We start from the raw sequence: 17,081 nt of genomic DNA on the forward strand, positions 1-17,081 counted from the left end.
CCTTATGACTCAGGGGGATTTCAGTATGTATGCCGTCTTATTTCACCAATGTTTATGATAGAATTGAAATACTTATTACATAAGGAGGATCGCTATGTTCCTCAAACGTTTAGACGTTATAGGATTTAAATCATTTGCAGAACGGATTTCCGTAGACTTCGTTAAAGGCGTGACAGCAGTTGTCGGGCCGAACGGAAGCGGAAAAAGCAACATCACGGATGCCATTCGCTGGGTTCTCGGCGAACAATCGGCACGCTCTCTTCGCGGCGGAAAAATGGAAGACATCATTTTTGCCGGGAGTGATTCAAGAAAGCGATTAAATCTAGCTGAAGTTACGCTTACTCTTGATAATGATGATCATTTCTTGCCAATTGACTTCCACGAGGTGAGTGTCACAAGACGTGTGTACAGATCAGGTGAGAGTGAGTTTCTGATTAACAATCAGCCGTGCCGGTTGAAGGATATTATTGATTTATTTATGGACTCTGGCCTTGGTAAAGAAGCATTTTCTATTATCAGCCAAGGGAAAGTGGAAGAGATCCTGAGCAGCAAAGCGGAGGATCGCCGCAGTATCTTTGAAGAAGCGGCCGGGGTGCTTAAATATAAAACGAGAAAGAAAAAAGCAGAAAATAAACTGTTTGAGACACAGGACAATCTAAATCGGGTAGAAGATATATTACATGAGCTTGAAGGACAGGTTGAACCTCTTAAAATTCAAGCTTCAATAGCGAAAGACTACCTTGAGAAAAAGAAAGAGCTGGAGCATGTTGAAATTGCGCTGACTGCCTATGATATCGAAGAGCTGCATGGTAAATGGTCGACTCTTAAAGAGAAAGTGCAGATGGCAAAAGAAGAAGAGCTTGCTGAATCGTCTGCTATTTCTGCGAAAGAAGCAAAGATTGAGGATACAAGGGACAAAATACAAGCGCTTGATGAGTCAGTAGATGAGCTCCAGCAAGTTTTACTGGTAACTAGTGAAGAGCTGGAAAAGCTTGAAGGCCGTAAAGAAGTCCTGAAAGAACGAAAGAAAAACGCTGTGCAAAACCAAGAACAGCTTGAAGAAGCCATCGTTCAGTTCCAGCAAAAAGAAACGGTTCTGAAAGAAGAGCTTTCGAAGCAGGAAGCTGTCTTCGAAACGCTTCAGGCTGAGGTGAAGCAGTTAAGGGCGCAAGTAAAAGAAAAACAGCAGGCTCTCAGTCTTCACAATGAAAATGTCGAAGAGAAAATCGAGCAGCTGAAAAGTGATTATTTTGAGCTGTTAAACAGCCAGGCTTCGATACGCAACGAACTCCAGCTTCTTGATGACCAGATGTCCCAATCCGCTGTCACATTGCAGAGACTCGCGGACAACAATGAAAAGCACCTGCAGGAACGGCGTGATATTTCTGCGCGTAAAGCCGCATGTGAAACGGAATTTGCCCGAATTGAGCAGGAGATTCACAGTCAAGTCGGTGCATATCGTGATATGCAGACAAAATATGAGCAGAAAAAGCGCCAATACGAAAAAAATGAATCCGCTCTGTATCAGGCATACCAATACGTTCAGCAAGCGAGAGCAAAAAAGGACATGCTTGAGACGATGCAGGGAGATTTCTCCGGCTTTTATCAAGGTGTTAAAGAAGTGCTGAAAGCGAAAGAGCGCCTTGGCGGAATTCGCGGAGCGGTTCTTGAGCTGATTTCTACAGAACAGAAGTATGAAACGGCCATTGAAATAGCGCTCGGCGCTTCTGCTCAACACGTCGTGACCGACGATGAACAGTCTGCCCGCAAAGCGATTCAATATTTAAAGCAGAATTCCTTCGGCCGGGCGACGTTTCTGCCTCTTTCTGTTATTAGAGACCGCCAGCTTCAAAGCCGTGACGCGGAAACAGCCGCCCGGCATTCATCATTTCTCGGGGTTGCCAGTGAACTTGTCACATTTGATCCTGCGTATCGAAGCGTCATCCAGAATCTTCTTGGAACCGTTCTGATCACAGAGGACTTAAAGGGTGCAAACGAGCTTGCGAAGCTTCTCGGGCACCGGTACCGCATCGTAACCCTTGAGGGAGATGTTGTGAACCCCGGTGGTTCAATGACGGGCGGCGCGGTTAAAAAGAAAAATAACTCCCTCCTTGGAAGAAGCCGGGAGCTAGAAGATGTGACGAAACGGCTCGCTGAAATGGAAGAGAAAACGGCACTGCTTGAACAAGAGGTCAAAACTCTTAAGCACTCCATTCAGGATATGGAGAAAAAACTGGCTGACTTAAGAGAAACCGGGGAAGGCTTAAGGTTAAAGCAGCAGGATGTGAAAGGCCAGCTGTACGAACTTCAAGTTGCCGAGAAAAATATCAATACCCATTTAGAGCTCTATGACCAAGAAAAATCTGCTCTGTCAGAAAGCGATGAAGAGAGAAAAGTGCGCAAACGCAAGCTTGAAGAAGAGCTCTCTGCCGTATCTGAAAAGATGAAACAGCTTGAAGAGGACATAGACAGACTGACAAAACAAAAACAAACGCAATCCTCAACGAAAGAGTCTCTCTCCAACGAGCTGACTGAGCTGAAGATCGCAGCGGCCAAAAAAGAGCAGGCTTGCAAGGGGGAAGAGGACAACCTTGCCAGATTAAAGAAAGAGCTCACTGAAACAGAGCTTGCGTTAAAAGAAGCAAAAGAAGACTTAAGCTTCTTAACGTCAGAGATGTCATCTAGCACCAGCGGCGAAGAAAAGCTGGAAGAAGCAGCAAAACATAAATTGAATGACAAAACGAAAACGATCGAACTGATTGCATTAAGGCGCGATCAGCGCATCAAGCTTCAGCATGGGCTTGATACGTATGAGCGTGAGCTGAAAGAAATGAAACGCCTGTATAAACAAAAAACAACGCTCTTAAAAGACGAAGAAGTCAAACTTGGACGAATGGAAGTCGAGCTTGATAATTTACTCCAATACTTACGGGAGGAATACAGCTTGTCCTTTGAGGGGGCAAAAGAGAAATATCAGCTTGAAACTGATCCAGAGGAAGCCAGAAAGCGCGTGAAGCTGATTAAACTCGCAATTGAAGAGCTGGGTACCGTGAACCTCGGAAGCATAGATGAGTTTGAGAGGGTCAACGAACGGTACAAGTTTCTGTCGGAACAAAAAGAAGATTTAACAGAAGCGAAAAATACCTTGTTCCAAGTGATTGAAGAAATGGATGAAGAAATGACGAAACGCTTTAACGACACATTCGTCCAAATCCGCTCACACTTTGATCAAGTTTTCCGCTCCTTATTCGGAGGAGGGCGAGCTGAACTGAGGCTCACTGATCCTAACGATCTGCTTCATTCAGGAGTCGAGATTATCGCTCAGCCGCCGGGGAAAAAGCTGCAAAACTTAAACCTCCTGTCAGGCGGAGAGCGTGCGCTTACTGCTATAGCGCTCTTATTCTCAATCCTAAAGGTTCGTCCTGTGCCGTTTTGCGTCCTTGACGAAGTAGAGGCTGCGCTCGACGAAGCGAATGTGTTCCGGTTTGCGCAGTATTTAAAAAAATACAGCAGTGATACCCAGTTTATTGTGATTACCCACAGAAAAGGAACGATGGAGGAAGCGGATGTGCTTTATGGCGTAACCATGCAGGAATCCGGTGTTTCCAAGGTAATCTCAGTTAAGCTGGAAGAAACAAAAGAATTCGTTCAGTAACGAGGAAAGAGGTTAAAAGATGAGCTTTTTTAAAAAATTAAAAGAGAAAATCACAAAACAGACAGATTCCGTATCTGAAAAGTTTAAGGACGGCCTTGAAAAAACAAGAAACTCCTTTCAAAACAAAGTGAATGATCTTGTATCCCGTTACCGTAAAGTGGATGAGGATTTCTTCGAAGAGCTTGAAGAGGTTCTTATCAGCGCTGATGTCGGTTTTACAACCGTTATGGAATTAATAGATGAGCTGAAAAAAGAAGTCAAACGCAGAAATATTCAAGATCCAAAGGAAGTCCAGTCAGTGATTTCTGAGAAACTGGTCGAGATTTATAACAGTGGAGATGAGCAAATTTCAGAACTGAACATCCAGGATGGGCGTTTAAACGTAATCCTTCTGGTAGGTGTAAACGGCGTCGGGAAAACAACAACGATCGGAAAGCTTGCTCATAAAATGAAACAAGAAGGAAAATCTGTCGTACTTGCCGCCGGAGACACTTTTAGAGCGGGGGCCATTGAACAGCTGGAAGTGTGGGGAGAGCGTACAGGAGTGCCTGTCATTAAGCAGACGGCCGGAAGCGATCCGGCGGCTGTCATCTACGATGCTGTTCATGCTGCGAAAGCAAGAAATGCCGATGTATTAATTTGTGATACGGCAGGTCGTCTCCAAAACAAAGTAAATCTCATGAAAGAGCTTGAAAAAGTGAAACGTGTTATCGAAAGAGAAGTTCCTGAAGCTCCGCATGAGGTGCTGCTTGCCCTTGATGCCACGACCGGCCAAAATGCAATGGCTCAGGCAAAAGAGTTCTCTAAAGCAACAAATGTTACCGGCATTGCTTTAACGAAGCTTGACGGTACGGCAAAAGGCGGTATCGTCCTTGCGATTCGCAACGAGCTTCACATCCCGGTTAAACTAGTCGGTTTAGGAGAAAAAGTTGATGATCTTCAGGAATTTGATCCAGAATCCTATGTGTACGGACTCTTTTCAGATTTAGTGGAAAAAGCCGACGATTAAGAAAAAGGCCCCAACATCTTGGGGCCTTTTCTTTTTTATCTTCTTACTTGATAGGCGAAATGATAAAGGCTGTTATCAGTGGATACCAGTCTTGATTCACCAGAAAAAACTCTGAATGGGATGATGTCATAGTAATGAACGGAAACAGATGTGTAATACGTATAGTAACCAGCAGCTGGCCCCAAATACATTGGAACCTCAAATGTTCCGTTTGCATCAGTGGTTCCTGAAGCAGTTTGTGTTGTGTTTCCGACCTTCGTGTCCGCTTCAAATCTTACGGGCGCGTTTGGCACTGGCTGTCCGTTTTGGTCGAGTAATTTGCCGCTTACTGTAATATTGTACTTGACTCGCCAATATTGACCTTGTCCGTAATTGATTTTACCGTAAACCCCTCCATCTGTGCTGATATTTGTGATCGAAGCCTTATAAGGTGCCTCAGCAGCGTCTGCTTGCTGTGCCGGAAAACCTATTGTAAACAGGGCTGCCAGACATAACATAAACAATAAACCGATTTTTTTCATAAAAATCCTCCTTTAAATAGGGTTCATATACAATATCGGAATAAATTGGATGATATTTAGCGTATTTTGGAAAAAGTTAATCACCGCTTTGACAAGATAAAAACTTGACAGTGTCAATAAAACCGTGTAAACTAAGTTATCGTAAAGGGATTTGACTTAACAAAGGGGAGAGCTCAAATGTCACTCGAAAAGACAACGAGAATGAATTATCTGTTTGATTTTTATCAGTCGTTGTTGACGTCAAAACAGAAGAGCTATATGTCGCTTTATTATTTGGACGATTTCTCCCTAGGCGAAATAGCCGAAGAATATGAGGTTTCAAGACAAGCTGTTTATGATAACATCAAACGAACAGAAGCAATGCTTGAACAATATGAAGAAAAGCTGCTCCTTTTGAAAAAGTTTCAGGAGCGTAAAGAGATGTTTAATAAGCTGAAGGAGCTTGCTTCCGGTTCAAAAGAAGAGGAAGAAATTACAGCTCTGATTGAAGCGCTTGAGAAATTAGATTAGGAGGCGGCAAACTATGGCATTTGAAGGATTAGCCGACCGACTGCAGCAGACGATTTCTAAAATCCGCGGAAAAGGGAAAGTCAGCGAACAAGATGTAAAAGATATGATGCGTGAGGTTCGCCTTGCGCTGCTTGAGGCTGACGTTAACTTTAAAGTAGTCAAAGATTTTGTCAAAAAAGTAAGTGAACGCGCTGTAGGCCAAGACGTCATGAAAAGTCTGACGCCCGGCCAGCAGGTCATTAAAGTTGTTCAAGAGGAACTGACTGAGCTGATGGGCGGCGAAGAGAGCAAAATCGCCGTCGCAAAAAGGCCGCCGACTGTTATTATGATGGTCGGTCTCCAAGGTGCCGGTAAAACGACAACAAGCGGTAAGCTTGCGAATCTGCTGCGCAAAAAGCATAATCGCAAACCGATGCTGGTTGCTGCCGATATTTACCGCCCAGCCGCAATTAAGCAGCTGGAAACACTCGGCAAACAGCTTGATATGCCTGTTTTCTCTCTTGGCGATCAGGTCAGTCCTGTAGAAATAGCTAAACAGGCTATTGAGAAAGCCAAGGAAGAACATTATGACTATGTCATTTTGGATACGGCAGGGCGCTTGCATATCGACCATGAACTGATGGATGAACTGACCAACGTCAAAGAAATCGCGAATCCGGAAGAAATTTTCCTGGTTGTCGATTCAATGACCGGTCAGGACGCTGTGAATGTTGCCAAAAGCTTTAATGAACAGCTCGGTTTAACCGGTGTTGTGTTAACTAAGCTGGATGGAGACACACGCGGCGGAGCTGCGCTTTCTATTCGCGCTGTCACAAACACGCCAATTAAGTTCGCAGGTTTGGGCGAAAAGCTTGATGCGTTAGAGCCGTTCCATCCTGAACGCATGGCATCAAGGATTCTCGGCATGGGCGACGTGCTGACATTGATTGAAAAAGCACAGGCCAGCGTTGATGAAGACAAAGCCAAAGAGCTGGAACAAAAAATGAGAACGATGAGCTTCACATTGGACGATTTTCTGGAGCAGCTCGGGCAAGTCAGAAACATGGGGCCGCTTGATGAGCTTCTGCAAATGATGCCGGGTGCAGGTAAAATGAAAGGTCTGAAAAACATCCAAGTTGATGAAAAACAGCTGAATCATGTGGAAGCAATCATCAAATCAATGACTGTTCTTGAAAAAGAACAGCCGGATATTATCAATGCCAGCCGGCGGAAGCGGATTGCAAAAGGAAGCGGGACATCCGTACAGGAAGTCAACCGTTTGCTTAAGCAGTTTGATGAAATGAAAAAAATGATGAAGCAGATGACAAACATGTCAAAAGGCAAGAAAAAAGGGTTTAAGCTACCTTTTATGTAATCGGTTATACATGATAAAACCGTTGTTAAGAAAAAACACTTTACAAACACTTTTATCATTGTTAATATACTATCTTGTTGAAATATTTTCGGAGGTGCTAGTAAAATGGCAGTAAAAATTCGTTTAAAACGTATGGGAGCAAAAAAATCTCCTTTCTATCGTATTGTTGTAGCAGATTCTCGTTCACCACGTGACGGCCGTTTCATCGAAACAGTCGGAACTTACAACCCGGTTGCAAAACCAGCGGAAGTAAAAATTGACGAAGAGCTTGCTCTTAAATGGCTTCAAACTGGAGCGAAACCATCTGATACAGTTCGCAACTTGTTCTCTAGCCAAGGAATCATGGAAAAATTCCACAACGCTAAACAAGGCAAGTAATGACTGATCAACACTTGGAAGATTTGATTGTCCACATTGTGACGCCGCTTGTTGATCATCCAGATGACATTCGCGTCATAAGAGAAGAAACCGATCAAAAGATTGCGCTGCGCTTATCTGTCCATAAGTCAGATACCGGTAAAGTTATCGGAAAGCAAGGCCGGACTGCAAAAGCGATTCGAACAGCTGTATTTGCAGCTGGCGCACAGTCTTCTAAGAAAGTTCAATTTGAAATATTTGACTAAAAGGGAGAGGGCCGGCACCTCCCCTTTTTTTACACGCAAAAAAAGGGTAAACTGATAGAAGCTTAGGCAAAATAGAAAAGCCTGGGCGAGAAAAAGTTTTAAAAGCGGGGAGCTTGGTGCGATGCAAATTATTCACCGTGTAGCCGTTATGCAAGTCTTAACCGAGCGCAGTAAAGAAAAGCTTTTAGCTTCTTTTGCCGAAAAGAAACAAATGCTTGAACGAGAATGCAGCCAGCTCTATTTTCAGCTTAGAAAACATGAGAAAGAACAGCAAAACCCTGATATGATTGAACAATTTAAAAAGGCAATAGGAAAGCGAAAAGATGATATAAAAATCATTGATTTTCAAATTGCTCAAGTACATACATTGCCGCTTGGCAGTGAGTTGAAAGAAAAGGAAGTCGATGCGCTGCTGACGATTGAAGCCGGGGATGACTGGCATGAGAAAACAGCAGCGAACACCATCGTCATAAAAGACGGAAAAGTAATTGAAATTCGCCAGAGGTGATCATATGACAAAGCGATGGTTTAATGTAGGCAAAATCGTAAATACCCACGGAATCAAAGGCGAAGTGCGGGTGATTTCAAAAACAGATTTTGCCGAAGAACGATACAAGCCGGGAAACACGCTGTATTTGTTTATGGACGGCCGTAACGAACCAGTGGAGGTAACGGTAAACACACATAGACTGCATAAGCAATTTCATCTCCTGCAGTTTAAAGAAAGACAAAACCTAAATGAAGTAGAAGAGCTGAAAAACGCAATCATTAAAGTTCCTGAAGAAGAATTAGGAGAGCTGAATGAGGGTGAATTTTATTTCCACGAAATTATTGGGTGTGAAGTATTTACTGAAGAAGGCGAACTCATCGGAAAGGTCAAAGAAATTTTGACGCCTGGAGCCAATGACGTTTGGGTCATCGGAAGAAAAGGAAAAAAAGACGCACTCATTCCTTACATTGAATCAGTGGTCAAACATATCGATGTCAAGGAAAAGAAAATTGAGATTGAACTCATGGAAGGGTTAATAGACGAATGAAAATCGACTTTTTGACGCTGTTTCCCGAAATGTTTGAAGGCGTGCTCGGCTCATCGATTCTTCAAAAAGCCCAGGAAAAAAATGCGGTGCAGTTTCAAGTCGTAAATTTCCGGGAGTACTCTGATAACAAGCACAATACTGTTGATGATTATCCTTATGGCGGCGGGGCAGGCATGGTTCTCAAGCCCCAGCCTGTTTTTGACGCGGTCGAGGACCTGACATCAAAGGCAGCCGCTGCTCCGCGTATTATCCTCGTATGCCCGCAAGGTGAGCGTTTTACCCAAAAAAAAGCTGAACAATTAGCAAAGGAAGAGCATTTGCTGTTCATTTGCGGCCATTATGAAGGCTATGATGAACGCATTCGCGAGCACTTGGTAACGGATGAAATATCAATTGGCGACTTTGTTCTGACGGGCGGTGAGCTCCCTGCAATGATGATCGCAGACAGTGTGGTCAGACTGCTTCCGGGTGTACTTGGTAAAGAGGCTTCCCATATTGAGGATTCATTCAGCACCGGACTCTTAGAGCACCCGCATTATACAAGACCGGCAGATTACAAAGGTTTAAAAGTGCCTGAAACACTCTTGTCAGGAAACCATGCAAAAATTGAAGAATGGCGGAATAAAGAATCGATCAGAAGGACCTACCTAAGACGTCCGGATCTGTTGAAAGACTACCCGCTTACAGAGCAGCAAAGAAAGTGGATTTCTGAATGGGAAAAAGAATAGATTTTATTGCATAGGCTATGAAATTGTGATAAGATACTACTTGTGGCTTAAGCGGGCTTATCCGCTGCAAGCTTGAAAACGATGTTCCGCTGTGCCGGTTTTTGTGGCCAAGAGCATCTGTTGGAAGGAGTTGAAAACGATGCAAAAACTAATTGAAGATATCACAAAAGAACAGCTTCGTACTGATCTTCCTGCGTTCCGTCCTGGTGACACTTTACGTGTACACGTTAAAGTTGTTGAGGGTAACCGTGAGCGTATCCAGATCTTTGAAGGTGTTGTGATTAAGCGTCGTGGTGGTGGAATCAGCGAAACGTTCACAGTTCGTAAGATTTCTTACGGTGTTGGCGTTGAACGTACTTTCCCAGTACACACACCAAAAATCGCGAAAATCGAAGTTGTACGTTACGGTAAAGTACGCCGTGCTAAACTTTACTACCTGCGTGAACTTCGCGGAAAAGCGGCTCGTATTAAAGAGATCAGACGATAATGATAACGAACGAAAAGAGCTTGTTACCTGTAACAAGCTCTTTTTTTATACAGAATTTGAAAATGCCGGACAGGCATCGTAAAATACATAAAGGACAACAATGAATCATGCATACTGAAGATAAAGGCGGTGTTCGTGTCACATGACAATTCAATGGTTCCCGGGCCATATGGCAAAAGCAAGAAGGGAAGTAACCGAAAAATTAAAATTAATCGATATCGTATATGAATTGGTAGATGCCAGAATTCCAATGTCATCAAGAAACCCAATGATTGAAGATATTCTAAAAAACAAGCCGCGAATTATGCTGTTAAACAAGGCTGACAAAGCAGATGCGGCAGTTACACAGCGGTGGAAAGAGCACTTTGAGAAGCAGGGGATCCGCTCTCTGTCTATTAATTCTGTAAATGGACAAGGGTTAAATCAAATTGTGCCTGCATCAAAAGAGATCCTCCAAGAAAAATTTGACCGGATGCGTGCGAAAGGTGTGAAACCGAGAGCGATTCGCGCTTTGATTATCGGCATTCCAAACGTCGGAAAATCAACGCTCATCAACCGGCTTGCAAAGAAAAACATAGCAAAAACGGGAGACAGACCTGGCATTACGACTTCTCAACAGTGGGTCAAAGTTGGGAAAGAATTAGAGCTATTAGATACACCGGGGATTTTGTGGCCTAAATTTGAGGATGAGCTTGTCGGTTTGAGACTTGCAGTCACTGGGGCTATTAAAGACTCGATTATCAATTTGCAGGACGTGGCCGTGTTTGGTCTTCGTTTTCTCGAAGAACATTACCCAGAACGGCTTAAAGAGCGTTATGGCCTTGAGGAGATCCCAGAGGACATTGCCGAGCTGTTTGATGCAATAGGTGAAAAGCGGGGCTGTCTCATGAGCGGTGGGCTCATTAACTACGATAAGACGACTGAAGTCATCATTCGAGATATTCGCACTGAAAAGTTCGGCAGGTTGTCATTTGAACAGCCGACGATGTAAAGGCGCGCAGAAATGCGGGTCTTTATTTCTTCTTGGCTGAACCGATACATACAGTAAGGGAGAAGAGAAAGTGAATACATTAACCGTAAAGGACATTAAAGACCGTTTGCAGGAAGTGAAGGATGCACAAGACCCATTTATTGCCCAATGCGAAAACGACCCGAGAAAAAGCGTTCAAACGCTTGTAGAGCAATGGCTTAAAAAGCAAGCGAAAGAAAAAGCGCTGAAAGAACAATGGGTGAATATGACTTCCTATGAAAGGCTGGCAAGAAACAAAGGATTTCGCTTGATTGCAGGTGTTGACGAGGTCGGCCGGGGGCCATTGGCAGGACCAGTTGTCGCCAGCGCAGTCATCCTTCCAGAGGAATGTGAAATACTTGGGCTGACAGACTCCAAAAAGCTTTCAGAGAAAAAACGCGAGGAATATTACGAGCTTATTATGAAGGAAGCACTGGCGGTCGGGATAGGAATTGTAGAAGCTACTGTGATTGATGAGATCAATATATATGAAGCTTCAAAAATGGCAATGGTGAAAGCGATACAGGATTTGTCGGATACACCTGATTATTTGCTTGTTGACGCAATGACACTTCCGCTTGATACGGCTCAGGCGTCAATTATAAAAGGCGATGCCAAAAGCGTGTCTATTGCGGCAGGTGCGTGTATCGCAAAAGTGACGAGGGACCGAATGATGAGCGCTTATGCCGAAACGTACCCCATGTACGGCTTTGAAAAAAATAAAGGCTATGGGACAAAAGAACATTTGGAAGCTCTCGCTGCATACGGCCCAACTGAATTGCACCGCAAAACTTTCGCTCCTGTTCAATCTTTCAGATAAATCACATGGACAAGGAGGCACCTTTTTAAAATGAACATACGAAATGATGTGCAAAAGGCGCTGCAGCACCTTTTTGGGCGTACAGCCGTCCCGCAGGAAACATCAAAAGTAAACGAAGCGCTAAACGGGGAGAAGCGTCTCCTCTTAGGAAAAGTGCTTCGCTTACTAGGAGATCAGCATGCCCTGATCCAAGTCGGCAATCAAACTGTTCAGGGAAAACTTGAAGCCCAGCTTCGTCCTCAGGCATACTATTGGTTTTCCTACGAAAAAAAAACGGCAGAACAAACAGGCCGTCTTCAGGTCGTTCAAAGCTTTGACCAAAATCCTAAAACCATTCAGGATGCAGCTGGCAAGCTTTTAAATGCCATATCAGTGAAGACGTCAAACGCAGCTCTCATGATGACAGGAGCGATGCTGAAGAGCAAAACACCCGTAACAGAAAATGATATCAAAACAGCCGTCCGCTGGATGGACACGCTGCCTTCGCAAGACACAAAAAAAGCAGTTGAAACGGTTCTCTTCGCTTTAAAGCGTGATCTTCCCATTCACTCCGAGATTTTGAATGGTGTTCACGCTGTGAAATCGCCTGTTCCGTTGCATCAGCACGTATCCCAGCTGCTTCAGGCAATCGACCAAAACCCTCAGCAGAGCCAAATGATGTCAAAGCTAAAGGAAGCAGTTACGGTGCTTTTAAATAGTGAAATCGATGTCCATGCAGAACGGCTGATTGATAAGCTTATTTCTTTAACCGACAATACGAAAGCACCTTCTCCGGCGAATACAGCTGGAAGCAGGGAGCTTAGCACACCAGTTGGCTCCCCCGGAAAAGCAAGCTTGCCGGTTGCAAATCACACAGCAGAACAGAGAAGCATACAAGAAGAGTCTGTTAAAACAGCAGCAGACATTCCAATTAAAGAAGCCCGCCAGCTGCTGATGAAGCTGACGGAATCTGCTGAAAAAAACAGTCTCCAAATTGTGAAAGAAGCAGCAAATTGGATTAAAGCGGCTGCTTCATCGGGTGATAGTAAGTCACTTGCAGCTTCAGCTGTTTTACAGGCAGCACAAGTCACAGACCAGGAAGCCGAAGTCTTTTTAAAGGCTGTTCAGCAGACAGCACCCCATTTGGCGGATAAGGCAGATGTTCTTTCTTTCTTATCCAAAGTGAAAACGGCAATCGGCGCAAGGGACGAGGTTGCGTTCATTAAAGCGTTTGAACAAGGAAGCGCAGTCACATCTGGCGAAATGCAATCCATCAAGCTGGCTCTTTCTGCCTTAAGAGCATCGCATGAGGTAGCCGAACCAGTCAAACAAGAAGCCGATCAGCTTTTTCATAAATTAAATGGCCAGCTTTTCATGCAGCATGACCATCCGTCATACAGCCAAATTGTAATGTCATTTCCGATGTTTTCGAAGTCAGGGGTTCAGGACATGACTGTTCTGTTTAAAGGAAAGAAAGGAGCGGATGGAAAGCTTGATACTTCCCATTGCCGCCTTTTGTTTTTGCTGCAGCTTGATACACTAAAAGAAACCGTCGTTGATTGCTTGGTACAGCAAAAAGTCATGACCATTACAATAGAGACTGATTTCGAGCTGCAGGCTGCGATCGATCCGATGGTGCCCGCGCTTAAACAGGGGCTAAAGGAAATGGGGTACAGCCTTTCAGGGGTAAACGCTAAAAAAAGGGTTCACACCGAAGAAAAGGCTTCAATCGATCAATATATAACAAGTATCAGTGATCAGGAAGTGGATGTGAAAATATGAAAGAGCAGACACCGATCAGAAAAGCTGTTGCTCTCCATTATGACGAACAAAAAGACAAGGCGCCGAGAGTGATTGCCACAGGAAAGGGCCATGTAGCTGACAACATTATCAAAGAAGCAAAAAAAGCAGGGGTCCCGATTCAAGAAGATCGGACTCTTGTCGAATTAATGCGCCATTTGACGGTAGATGATCAAATTCCTGAAGCTCTTTATGAAACGGTAGCCGAGATTTTTTCATTCATTTACAAATTGGACGAAAGCGTAAAAAACAAAAAATAGCTAAAATATTCCCCATCCTCCTTTGAAATTTATGTTTTTAATAAAGTAAAAGTTTGAATGTTTAGAAGGATTAAAAGATTTTGCATCGAACTGTAGACAATTCTTCCAGTAATATTATAGAATGAAAGCGCAGTCTATTTTAGTTTTGTTACATAAGTTAGGAGGATGGGAAATGAATATCCATGAGTACCAGGGAAAAGAAGTCCTCAGAAAATATGGGGTATCTGTTCCTGAAGGTAAAGTGGCTTTTACAGCAGAAGAAGCAGTTGAGAGTGCAAAGAGCTTATCCAGCTCGGTTTATGTCGTAAAGGCTCAAATTCATGCTGGCGGTCGAGGCAAAGCTGGTGGGGTAAAAATAGCAAAATCATTAGACGAAGTAAAAGCGTATGCCGAAGAACTATTAGGGAAGACCCTAGTTACACATCAGACGGGTCCGGACGGCCAAGTAATAAAACGCTTACTTATTGAAGAAGGCTGCGATATTAAAAAAGAATATTACATCGGTCTAGTGCTTGACCGCGCCACTTCAAGAATCGTTTTGATGGCTTCTGAAGAAGGCGGAACGGAAATTGAAGAAGTTGCGGAGAAAACACCGGAAAAAATCAAAAAAGCTGTCATTGATCCGGCTGTCGGCCTTCAAGGCTATCAAGCCAGAGAAATTGCATTCGCTATTAATATTCCAAAAGAGCTCGTGGGAAAAGCTGCTAAATTTATGCTTGGACTATATAAAGCGTTTGTTGAGAAAGACTGCTCAATCGCCGAAATCAATCCGCTTGTTGTTACCGGCGACGGAAATGTGATGGCGCTTGATGCAAAATTGAATTTTGACAGCAATGCGTTGTACCGACAAAAGGACATTATGGAATACAGAGATTTGGATGAAGAAGATCCGAAAGAAATTGAAGCGTCCAAATATGATCTAAGCTACATTTCCCTTGATGGAAATATCGGCTGTATGGTAAACGGCGCGGGGCTTGCAATGTCCACGATGGATATTATCAAGCATTATGGAGGAGAACCGGCCAACTTCCTTGATGTGGGCGGCGGTGCAACCGCGGAAAAAGTCACGGAAGCATTTAAAATCATTCTTTCTGATCAAAACGTTAAAGGGATTTTTGTCAACATTTTCGGCGGCATTATGAAATGTGATGTCATCGCAGAAGGGGTTGTTGAAGCGACTAGACAAGTTGGTTTGACATTGCCGCTTGTCGTCCGTCTTGAAGGCACAAACGTAGATCTAGGGAAGAAAATCCTTAGTGAATCAGGATTAAACATTACATCTGCGGAATCAATGGCTGACGGCGCGCAGAAAATCGTATCCTTAGTTTAAGAAAGAATGAAAGGCAGGGGACCAAATAATGAGTGTTTTCATTAATAAAGATACAAGAGTTATTGTGCAAGGGATTACAGGTTCTACCGCTTTATTTCATACGAAGCAGATGCTCGAATACGGCACAAATATCGTTGGCGGTGTAACACCTGGAAAAGGCGGAACAGAAGTGGAAGGTGTTCCTGTATTTAATACAGTGGCTGAAGCAGTTCAAACGACCGGCGCTAACGCGTCTGTTATATATGTGCCCGCACCGTTTGCAGCTGATGCGATTATGGAAGCGGTAGATGCGGAGCTTGATCTCGTGATTTGTATCACAGAACATATCCCGGTTTTGGATATGGTGAAGGTCAAACGCTTCATGGAAGGTAAGAAAACGAGACTGATAGGGCCGAACTGTCCTGGTGTCATTACGCCTGAAGAATGTAAAATCGGCATTATGCCCGGATACATCCATAAAAAGGGTCATGTAGGCGTTGTATCACGTTCAGGAACATTAACATACGAAGCAGTGCACCAGCTCTCAGAAGCGGGTGTAGGGCAATCTACAGCTGTTGGAATCGGCGGCGACCCTGTAAATGGAACAAACTTTATTGACGTTTTAAAAGCGTTTAACGAAGATCCTGACACACACGCAGTCATCATGATTGGCGAAATCGGCGGTACTGCCGAAGAGGAAGCGGCAGAGTGGGTAAAAGCCAACATGACAAAACCGGTAGTCGGTTTTATCGGCGGTAAAACAGCACCTCCTGGGAAGCGCATGGGGCATGCAGGCGCCATTATTTCCGGCGGAAAAGGGACAGCTGATGAAAAAATCAAAACCCTCAATGCATGCGGAATCGAAGTTGCAGAGACACCTTCTGTCATGGGTGAAACCTTAATTAAGGTGCTGAAAGAGAAGAACTTGTTCGAAACTTGTAAAACGCATTAATAAAAAAGGGACAGCCGTCAAGGCTGTTCCTGCTTTTTCTAACAAAAGGAGGTCAATCTATTGGATCAGGCCGCTGCCTGCCTAACGATTTGCAGAATCAATCAATTATTATCCCCATCCCTTCTATTAAAATGGTGGAAAGCCGATCCGTCTATGTCGCTGACATCACCCGTGTTACAAACGGTTACTCGTGATCAAATAAAAGCAGCTGCATTAAAAAACGAAATAGAACAACTTTATCCAAAGCTCCAGCGTGTACTTGCTGCTTATCGTGAGCAAGGCATTAACACCATCCCTATTTCTTCAAAGCAATATCCTTTCTGGCTTAAAAGCATTTATGATCCCCCCGCCGTACTGTTTGCAAAAGGTGATATGACTCTTCTTTCGAAAGGGAGAAAAATTGGAATTGTAGGGACAAGAAATCCAACAGCTTATGGGAAACAAGTTGTCAATCATCTTACAAAAGTGATCTGTCGTAAAGGTTGGGTGATTGTCAGCGGACTGGCGTCTGGGATAGACGGAATGTCCCATGCTGCAAGTATTAAGGCGAAGGGGCGGACAATTGGCGTCATTGCAGGCGGATTTCAGCACATTTATCCCCGAGAAAACCTTCAGTTAGCAGATCACATGGCTAAACACCATATCCTGCTGTCAGAGCACCCACCTGAAACTAAACCCCAAAAATGGCATTTCCCTATGAGAAACCGTATTATCAGCGGACTAAGTGAAGGCGTTATTGTCGTTCAGGGCAAAGAAAAAAGCGGTTCACTGATTACTGCCTATCAAGCATTGGAACAAGGGAGAGAGGTATTTGCCGTACCCGGTTCATTATTTGACCCTTACGCCGGAGGTCCTATAAAACTGATCCAGCAGGGGGCTAAAGCCATATGGTCAGCAGAGGATATTTTCGAGGAACTTCCTGAGAGAAACGTTCAATATACGGAACCCTTTTGAATTATCGTTTGACAAACGGTATTGTAATATTTAATAATAGTGAGGATTTAAAGTTGCATATTGTTTTCTATTTA

At 43.9% G+C, this 17,081-nt stretch carries 18 protein-coding genes; 17 read left to right on the plus strand and 1 reads right to left on the minus strand.

Annotated features, from left to right (window positions below; all coding sequences use genetic code 11):
- The first annotated feature begins 94 nt into the window (after positions 1-94).
- Positions 95-3,655 (plus strand): chromosome segregation protein SMC, encoded by a 3,561-nt coding sequence (gene smc / locus NX903_RS07970; RefSeq protein ID WP_086343832.1) that lies wholly within the window; start codon positions 95-97, stop codon positions 3,653-3,655.
- A 19-nt stretch (positions 3,656-3,674) separates the two neighbouring features.
- On the plus strand, positions 3,675-4,664 hold the full coding sequence (gene ftsY, locus NX903_RS07975; protein WP_003232026.1) for a signal recognition particle-docking protein FtsY: 990 nt from the start codon (positions 3,675-3,677) through the stop codon (positions 4,662-4,664).
- A 35-nt stretch (positions 4,665-4,699) separates the two neighbouring features.
- Here the strand turns inward: ftsY and NX903_RS07980 are convergent, their stop codons facing one another.
- A complete protein-coding gene (locus NX903_RS07980) occupies positions 4,700-5,185 on the minus strand; it encodes an Ig-like domain-containing protein (RefSeq protein ID WP_003245834.1) in 486 nt (161 codons plus the stop codon).
- A gap of 177 nt (positions 5,186-5,362) precedes the next feature.
- Here NX903_RS07980 and NX903_RS07985 point away from each other — a divergent pair, with 177 nt between their 5' ends.
- The 15 genes from NX903_RS07985 to dprA all read left to right on the plus strand — a co-directional run bounded on the left by NX903_RS07985 (position 5,363) and on the right by dprA (position 17,007).
- On the plus strand, positions 5,363-5,695 hold the full coding sequence (locus tag NX903_RS07985; RefSeq protein ID WP_003238590.1) for a putative DNA-binding protein: 333 nt from the start codon (positions 5,363-5,365) through the stop codon (positions 5,693-5,695).
- A 13-nt stretch (positions 5,696-5,708) separates the two neighbouring features.
- Entirely contained in the window at positions 5,709-7,049 is a 1,341-nt protein-coding gene (ffh, locus tag NX903_RS07990) for a signal recognition particle protein (RefSeq protein WP_014479771.1), read from the plus strand.
- A 105-nt stretch (positions 7,050-7,154) separates the two neighbouring features.
- Complete coding sequence (gene rpsP, locus NX903_RS07995) at positions 7,155-7,427, plus strand: 30S ribosomal protein S16 (protein WP_003220815.1); 273 nt, start codon at positions 7,155-7,157, stop codon at positions 7,425-7,427.
- Complete coding sequence (locus NX903_RS08000) at positions 7,427-7,672, plus strand: KH domain-containing protein (protein ID WP_014476792.1); 246 nt, start codon at positions 7,427-7,429, stop codon at positions 7,670-7,672. The genes rpsP and NX903_RS08000 overlap by 1 nt, the downstream gene beginning before the upstream one ends.
- Before the next feature lie 121 nt (positions 7,673-7,793).
- Complete coding sequence (locus tag NX903_RS08005) at positions 7,794-8,180, plus strand: YlqD family protein (RefSeq protein WP_015383649.1); 387 nt, start codon at positions 7,794-7,796, stop codon at positions 8,178-8,180.
- 4 nt (positions 8,181-8,184) lie between these two features.
- On the plus strand, positions 8,185-8,709 hold the full coding sequence (rimM, locus tag NX903_RS08010; protein ID WP_024572420.1) for a ribosome maturation factor RimM: 525 nt from the start codon (positions 8,185-8,187) through the stop codon (positions 8,707-8,709).
- Positions 8,706-9,437 carry a tRNA (guanosine(37)-N1)-methyltransferase TrmD gene (gene trmD, locus NX903_RS08015; RefSeq protein WP_014663952.1) on the plus strand — a complete coding sequence of 244 codons (732 nt, stop codon included), beginning with the start codon at positions 8,706-8,708 and terminating at the stop codon, positions 9,435-9,437. The genes rimM and trmD overlap by 4 nt, the downstream gene beginning before the upstream one ends.
- Positions 9,438-9,576: 139 nt before the next feature.
- Positions 9,577-9,924: a 50S ribosomal protein L19 gene (gene rplS, locus NX903_RS08020; protein WP_003220825.1), complete on the plus strand. Its 348-nt coding sequence runs from the start codon at positions 9,577-9,579 to the stop codon at positions 9,922-9,924.
- Between the two features lie 142 nt (positions 9,925-10,066).
- Positions 10,067-10,915: a ribosome biogenesis GTPase YlqF gene (gene ylqF / locus NX903_RS08025; RefSeq protein ID WP_046381020.1), complete on the plus strand. Its 849-nt coding sequence runs from the start codon at positions 10,067-10,069 to the stop codon at positions 10,913-10,915.
- 70 nt (positions 10,916-10,985) lie between these two features.
- Positions 10,986-11,753 (plus strand): ribonuclease HII, encoded by a 768-nt coding sequence (rnhB, locus tag NX903_RS08030; protein WP_003245658.1) that lies wholly within the window; start codon positions 10,986-10,988, stop codon positions 11,751-11,753.
- Between the two features lie 30 nt (positions 11,754-11,783).
- The gene (locus tag NX903_RS08035) at positions 11,784-13,514 is read left to right on the plus strand and encodes a hypothetical protein (RefSeq protein WP_086343833.1); all 1,731 of its coding nucleotides are present in this window, start codon (positions 11,784-11,786) and stop codon (positions 13,512-13,514) included.
- Positions 13,511-13,792 (plus strand): FlhB-like flagellar biosynthesis protein, encoded by a 282-nt coding sequence (locus tag NX903_RS08040; protein ID WP_003232001.1) that lies wholly within the window; start codon positions 13,511-13,513, stop codon positions 13,790-13,792. Before NX903_RS08035 ends, NX903_RS08040 begins: the two co-directional genes overlap by 4 nt.
- A 172-nt stretch (positions 13,793-13,964) precedes the next feature.
- Entirely contained in the window at positions 13,965-15,122 is a 1,158-nt protein-coding gene (gene sucC, locus NX903_RS08045) for an ADP-forming succinate--CoA ligase subunit beta (protein ID WP_003244732.1), read from the plus strand.
- A 28-nt stretch (positions 15,123-15,150) separates the two neighbouring features.
- Positions 15,151-16,053, plus strand: coding sequence for a succinate--CoA ligase subunit alpha (gene sucD / locus NX903_RS08050; protein WP_024572248.1), 903 nt, complete (start codon positions 15,151-15,153; stop codon positions 16,051-16,053).
- Between the two features lie 60 nt (positions 16,054-16,113).
- The gene (dprA, locus tag NX903_RS08055; RefSeq protein WP_086343834.1) at positions 16,114-17,007 is read left to right on the plus strand and encodes a DNA-processing protein DprA; all 894 of its coding nucleotides are present in this window, start codon (positions 16,114-16,116) and stop codon (positions 17,005-17,007) included.
- Positions 17,008-17,081 lie beyond the last annotated feature (74 nt).

Origin of the sequence: Bacillus sp. FSL R5-0576 (assembly GCF_038004765.1) — a bacterium.
Lineage (GTDB): Bacteria > Bacillota > Bacilli > Bacillales > Bacillaceae > Bacillus > Bacillus subtilis.

Excerpts from the sequence above, each read along its gene's own strand:
- NX903_RS07985 (WP_003238590.1), top strand. The coding sequence starts at position 5,363 with ATGTCACTCGAAAAGACAACGAGAATGAATTATCTGTTTGATTTTTAT.
- NX903_RS07980 (WP_003245834.1), bottom strand. The coding sequence starts at position 5,185 with ATGAAAAAAATCGGTTTATTGTTTATGTTATGTCTGGCAGCCCTGTTT.
- sucD (WP_024572248.1), top strand. The coding sequence starts at position 15,151 with ATGAGTGTTTTCATTAATAAAGATACAAGAGTTATTGTGCAAGGGATT.
- NX903_RS08000 (WP_014476792.1), top strand. The coding sequence starts at position 7,427 with ATGACTGATCAACACTTGGAAGATTTGATTGTCCACATTGTGACGCCG.
- rplS (WP_003220825.1), top strand. The coding sequence starts at position 9,577 with ATGCAAAAACTAATTGAAGATATCACAAAAGAACAGCTTCGTACTGAT.
- ftsY (WP_003232026.1), top strand. The coding sequence starts at position 3,675 with ATGAGCTTTTTTAAAAAATTAAAAGAGAAAATCACAAAACAGACAGAT.
- ylqF (WP_046381020.1), top strand. The coding sequence starts at position 10,067 with ATGACAATTCAATGGTTCCCGGGCCATATGGCAAAAGCAAGAAGGGAA.
- NX903_RS08040 (WP_003232001.1), top strand. The coding sequence starts at position 13,511 with ATGAAAGAGCAGACACCGATCAGAAAAGCTGTTGCTCTCCATTATGAC.
- rimM (WP_024572420.1), top strand. The coding sequence starts at position 8,185 with ATGACAAAGCGATGGTTTAATGTAGGCAAAATCGTAAATACCCACGGA.
- ffh (WP_014479771.1), top strand. The coding sequence starts at position 5,709 with ATGGCATTTGAAGGATTAGCCGACCGACTGCAGCAGACGATTTCTAAA.
- smc (WP_086343832.1), top strand. The coding sequence starts at position 95 with ATGTTCCTCAAACGTTTAGACGTTATAGGATTTAAATCATTTGCAGAA.
- NX903_RS08005 (WP_015383649.1), top strand. The coding sequence starts at position 7,794 with ATGCAAATTATTCACCGTGTAGCCGTTATGCAAGTCTTAACCGAGCGC.
- NX903_RS08035 (WP_086343833.1), top strand. The coding sequence starts at position 11,784 with ATGAACATACGAAATGATGTGCAAAAGGCGCTGCAGCACCTTTTTGGG.
- rpsP (WP_003220815.1), top strand. The coding sequence starts at position 7,155 with ATGGCAGTAAAAATTCGTTTAAAACGTATGGGAGCAAAAAAATCTCCT.
- sucC (WP_003244732.1), top strand. The coding sequence starts at position 13,965 with ATGAATATCCATGAGTACCAGGGAAAAGAAGTCCTCAGAAAATATGGG.
- trmD (WP_014663952.1), top strand. The coding sequence starts at position 8,706 with ATGAAAATCGACTTTTTGACGCTGTTTCCCGAAATGTTTGAAGGCGTG.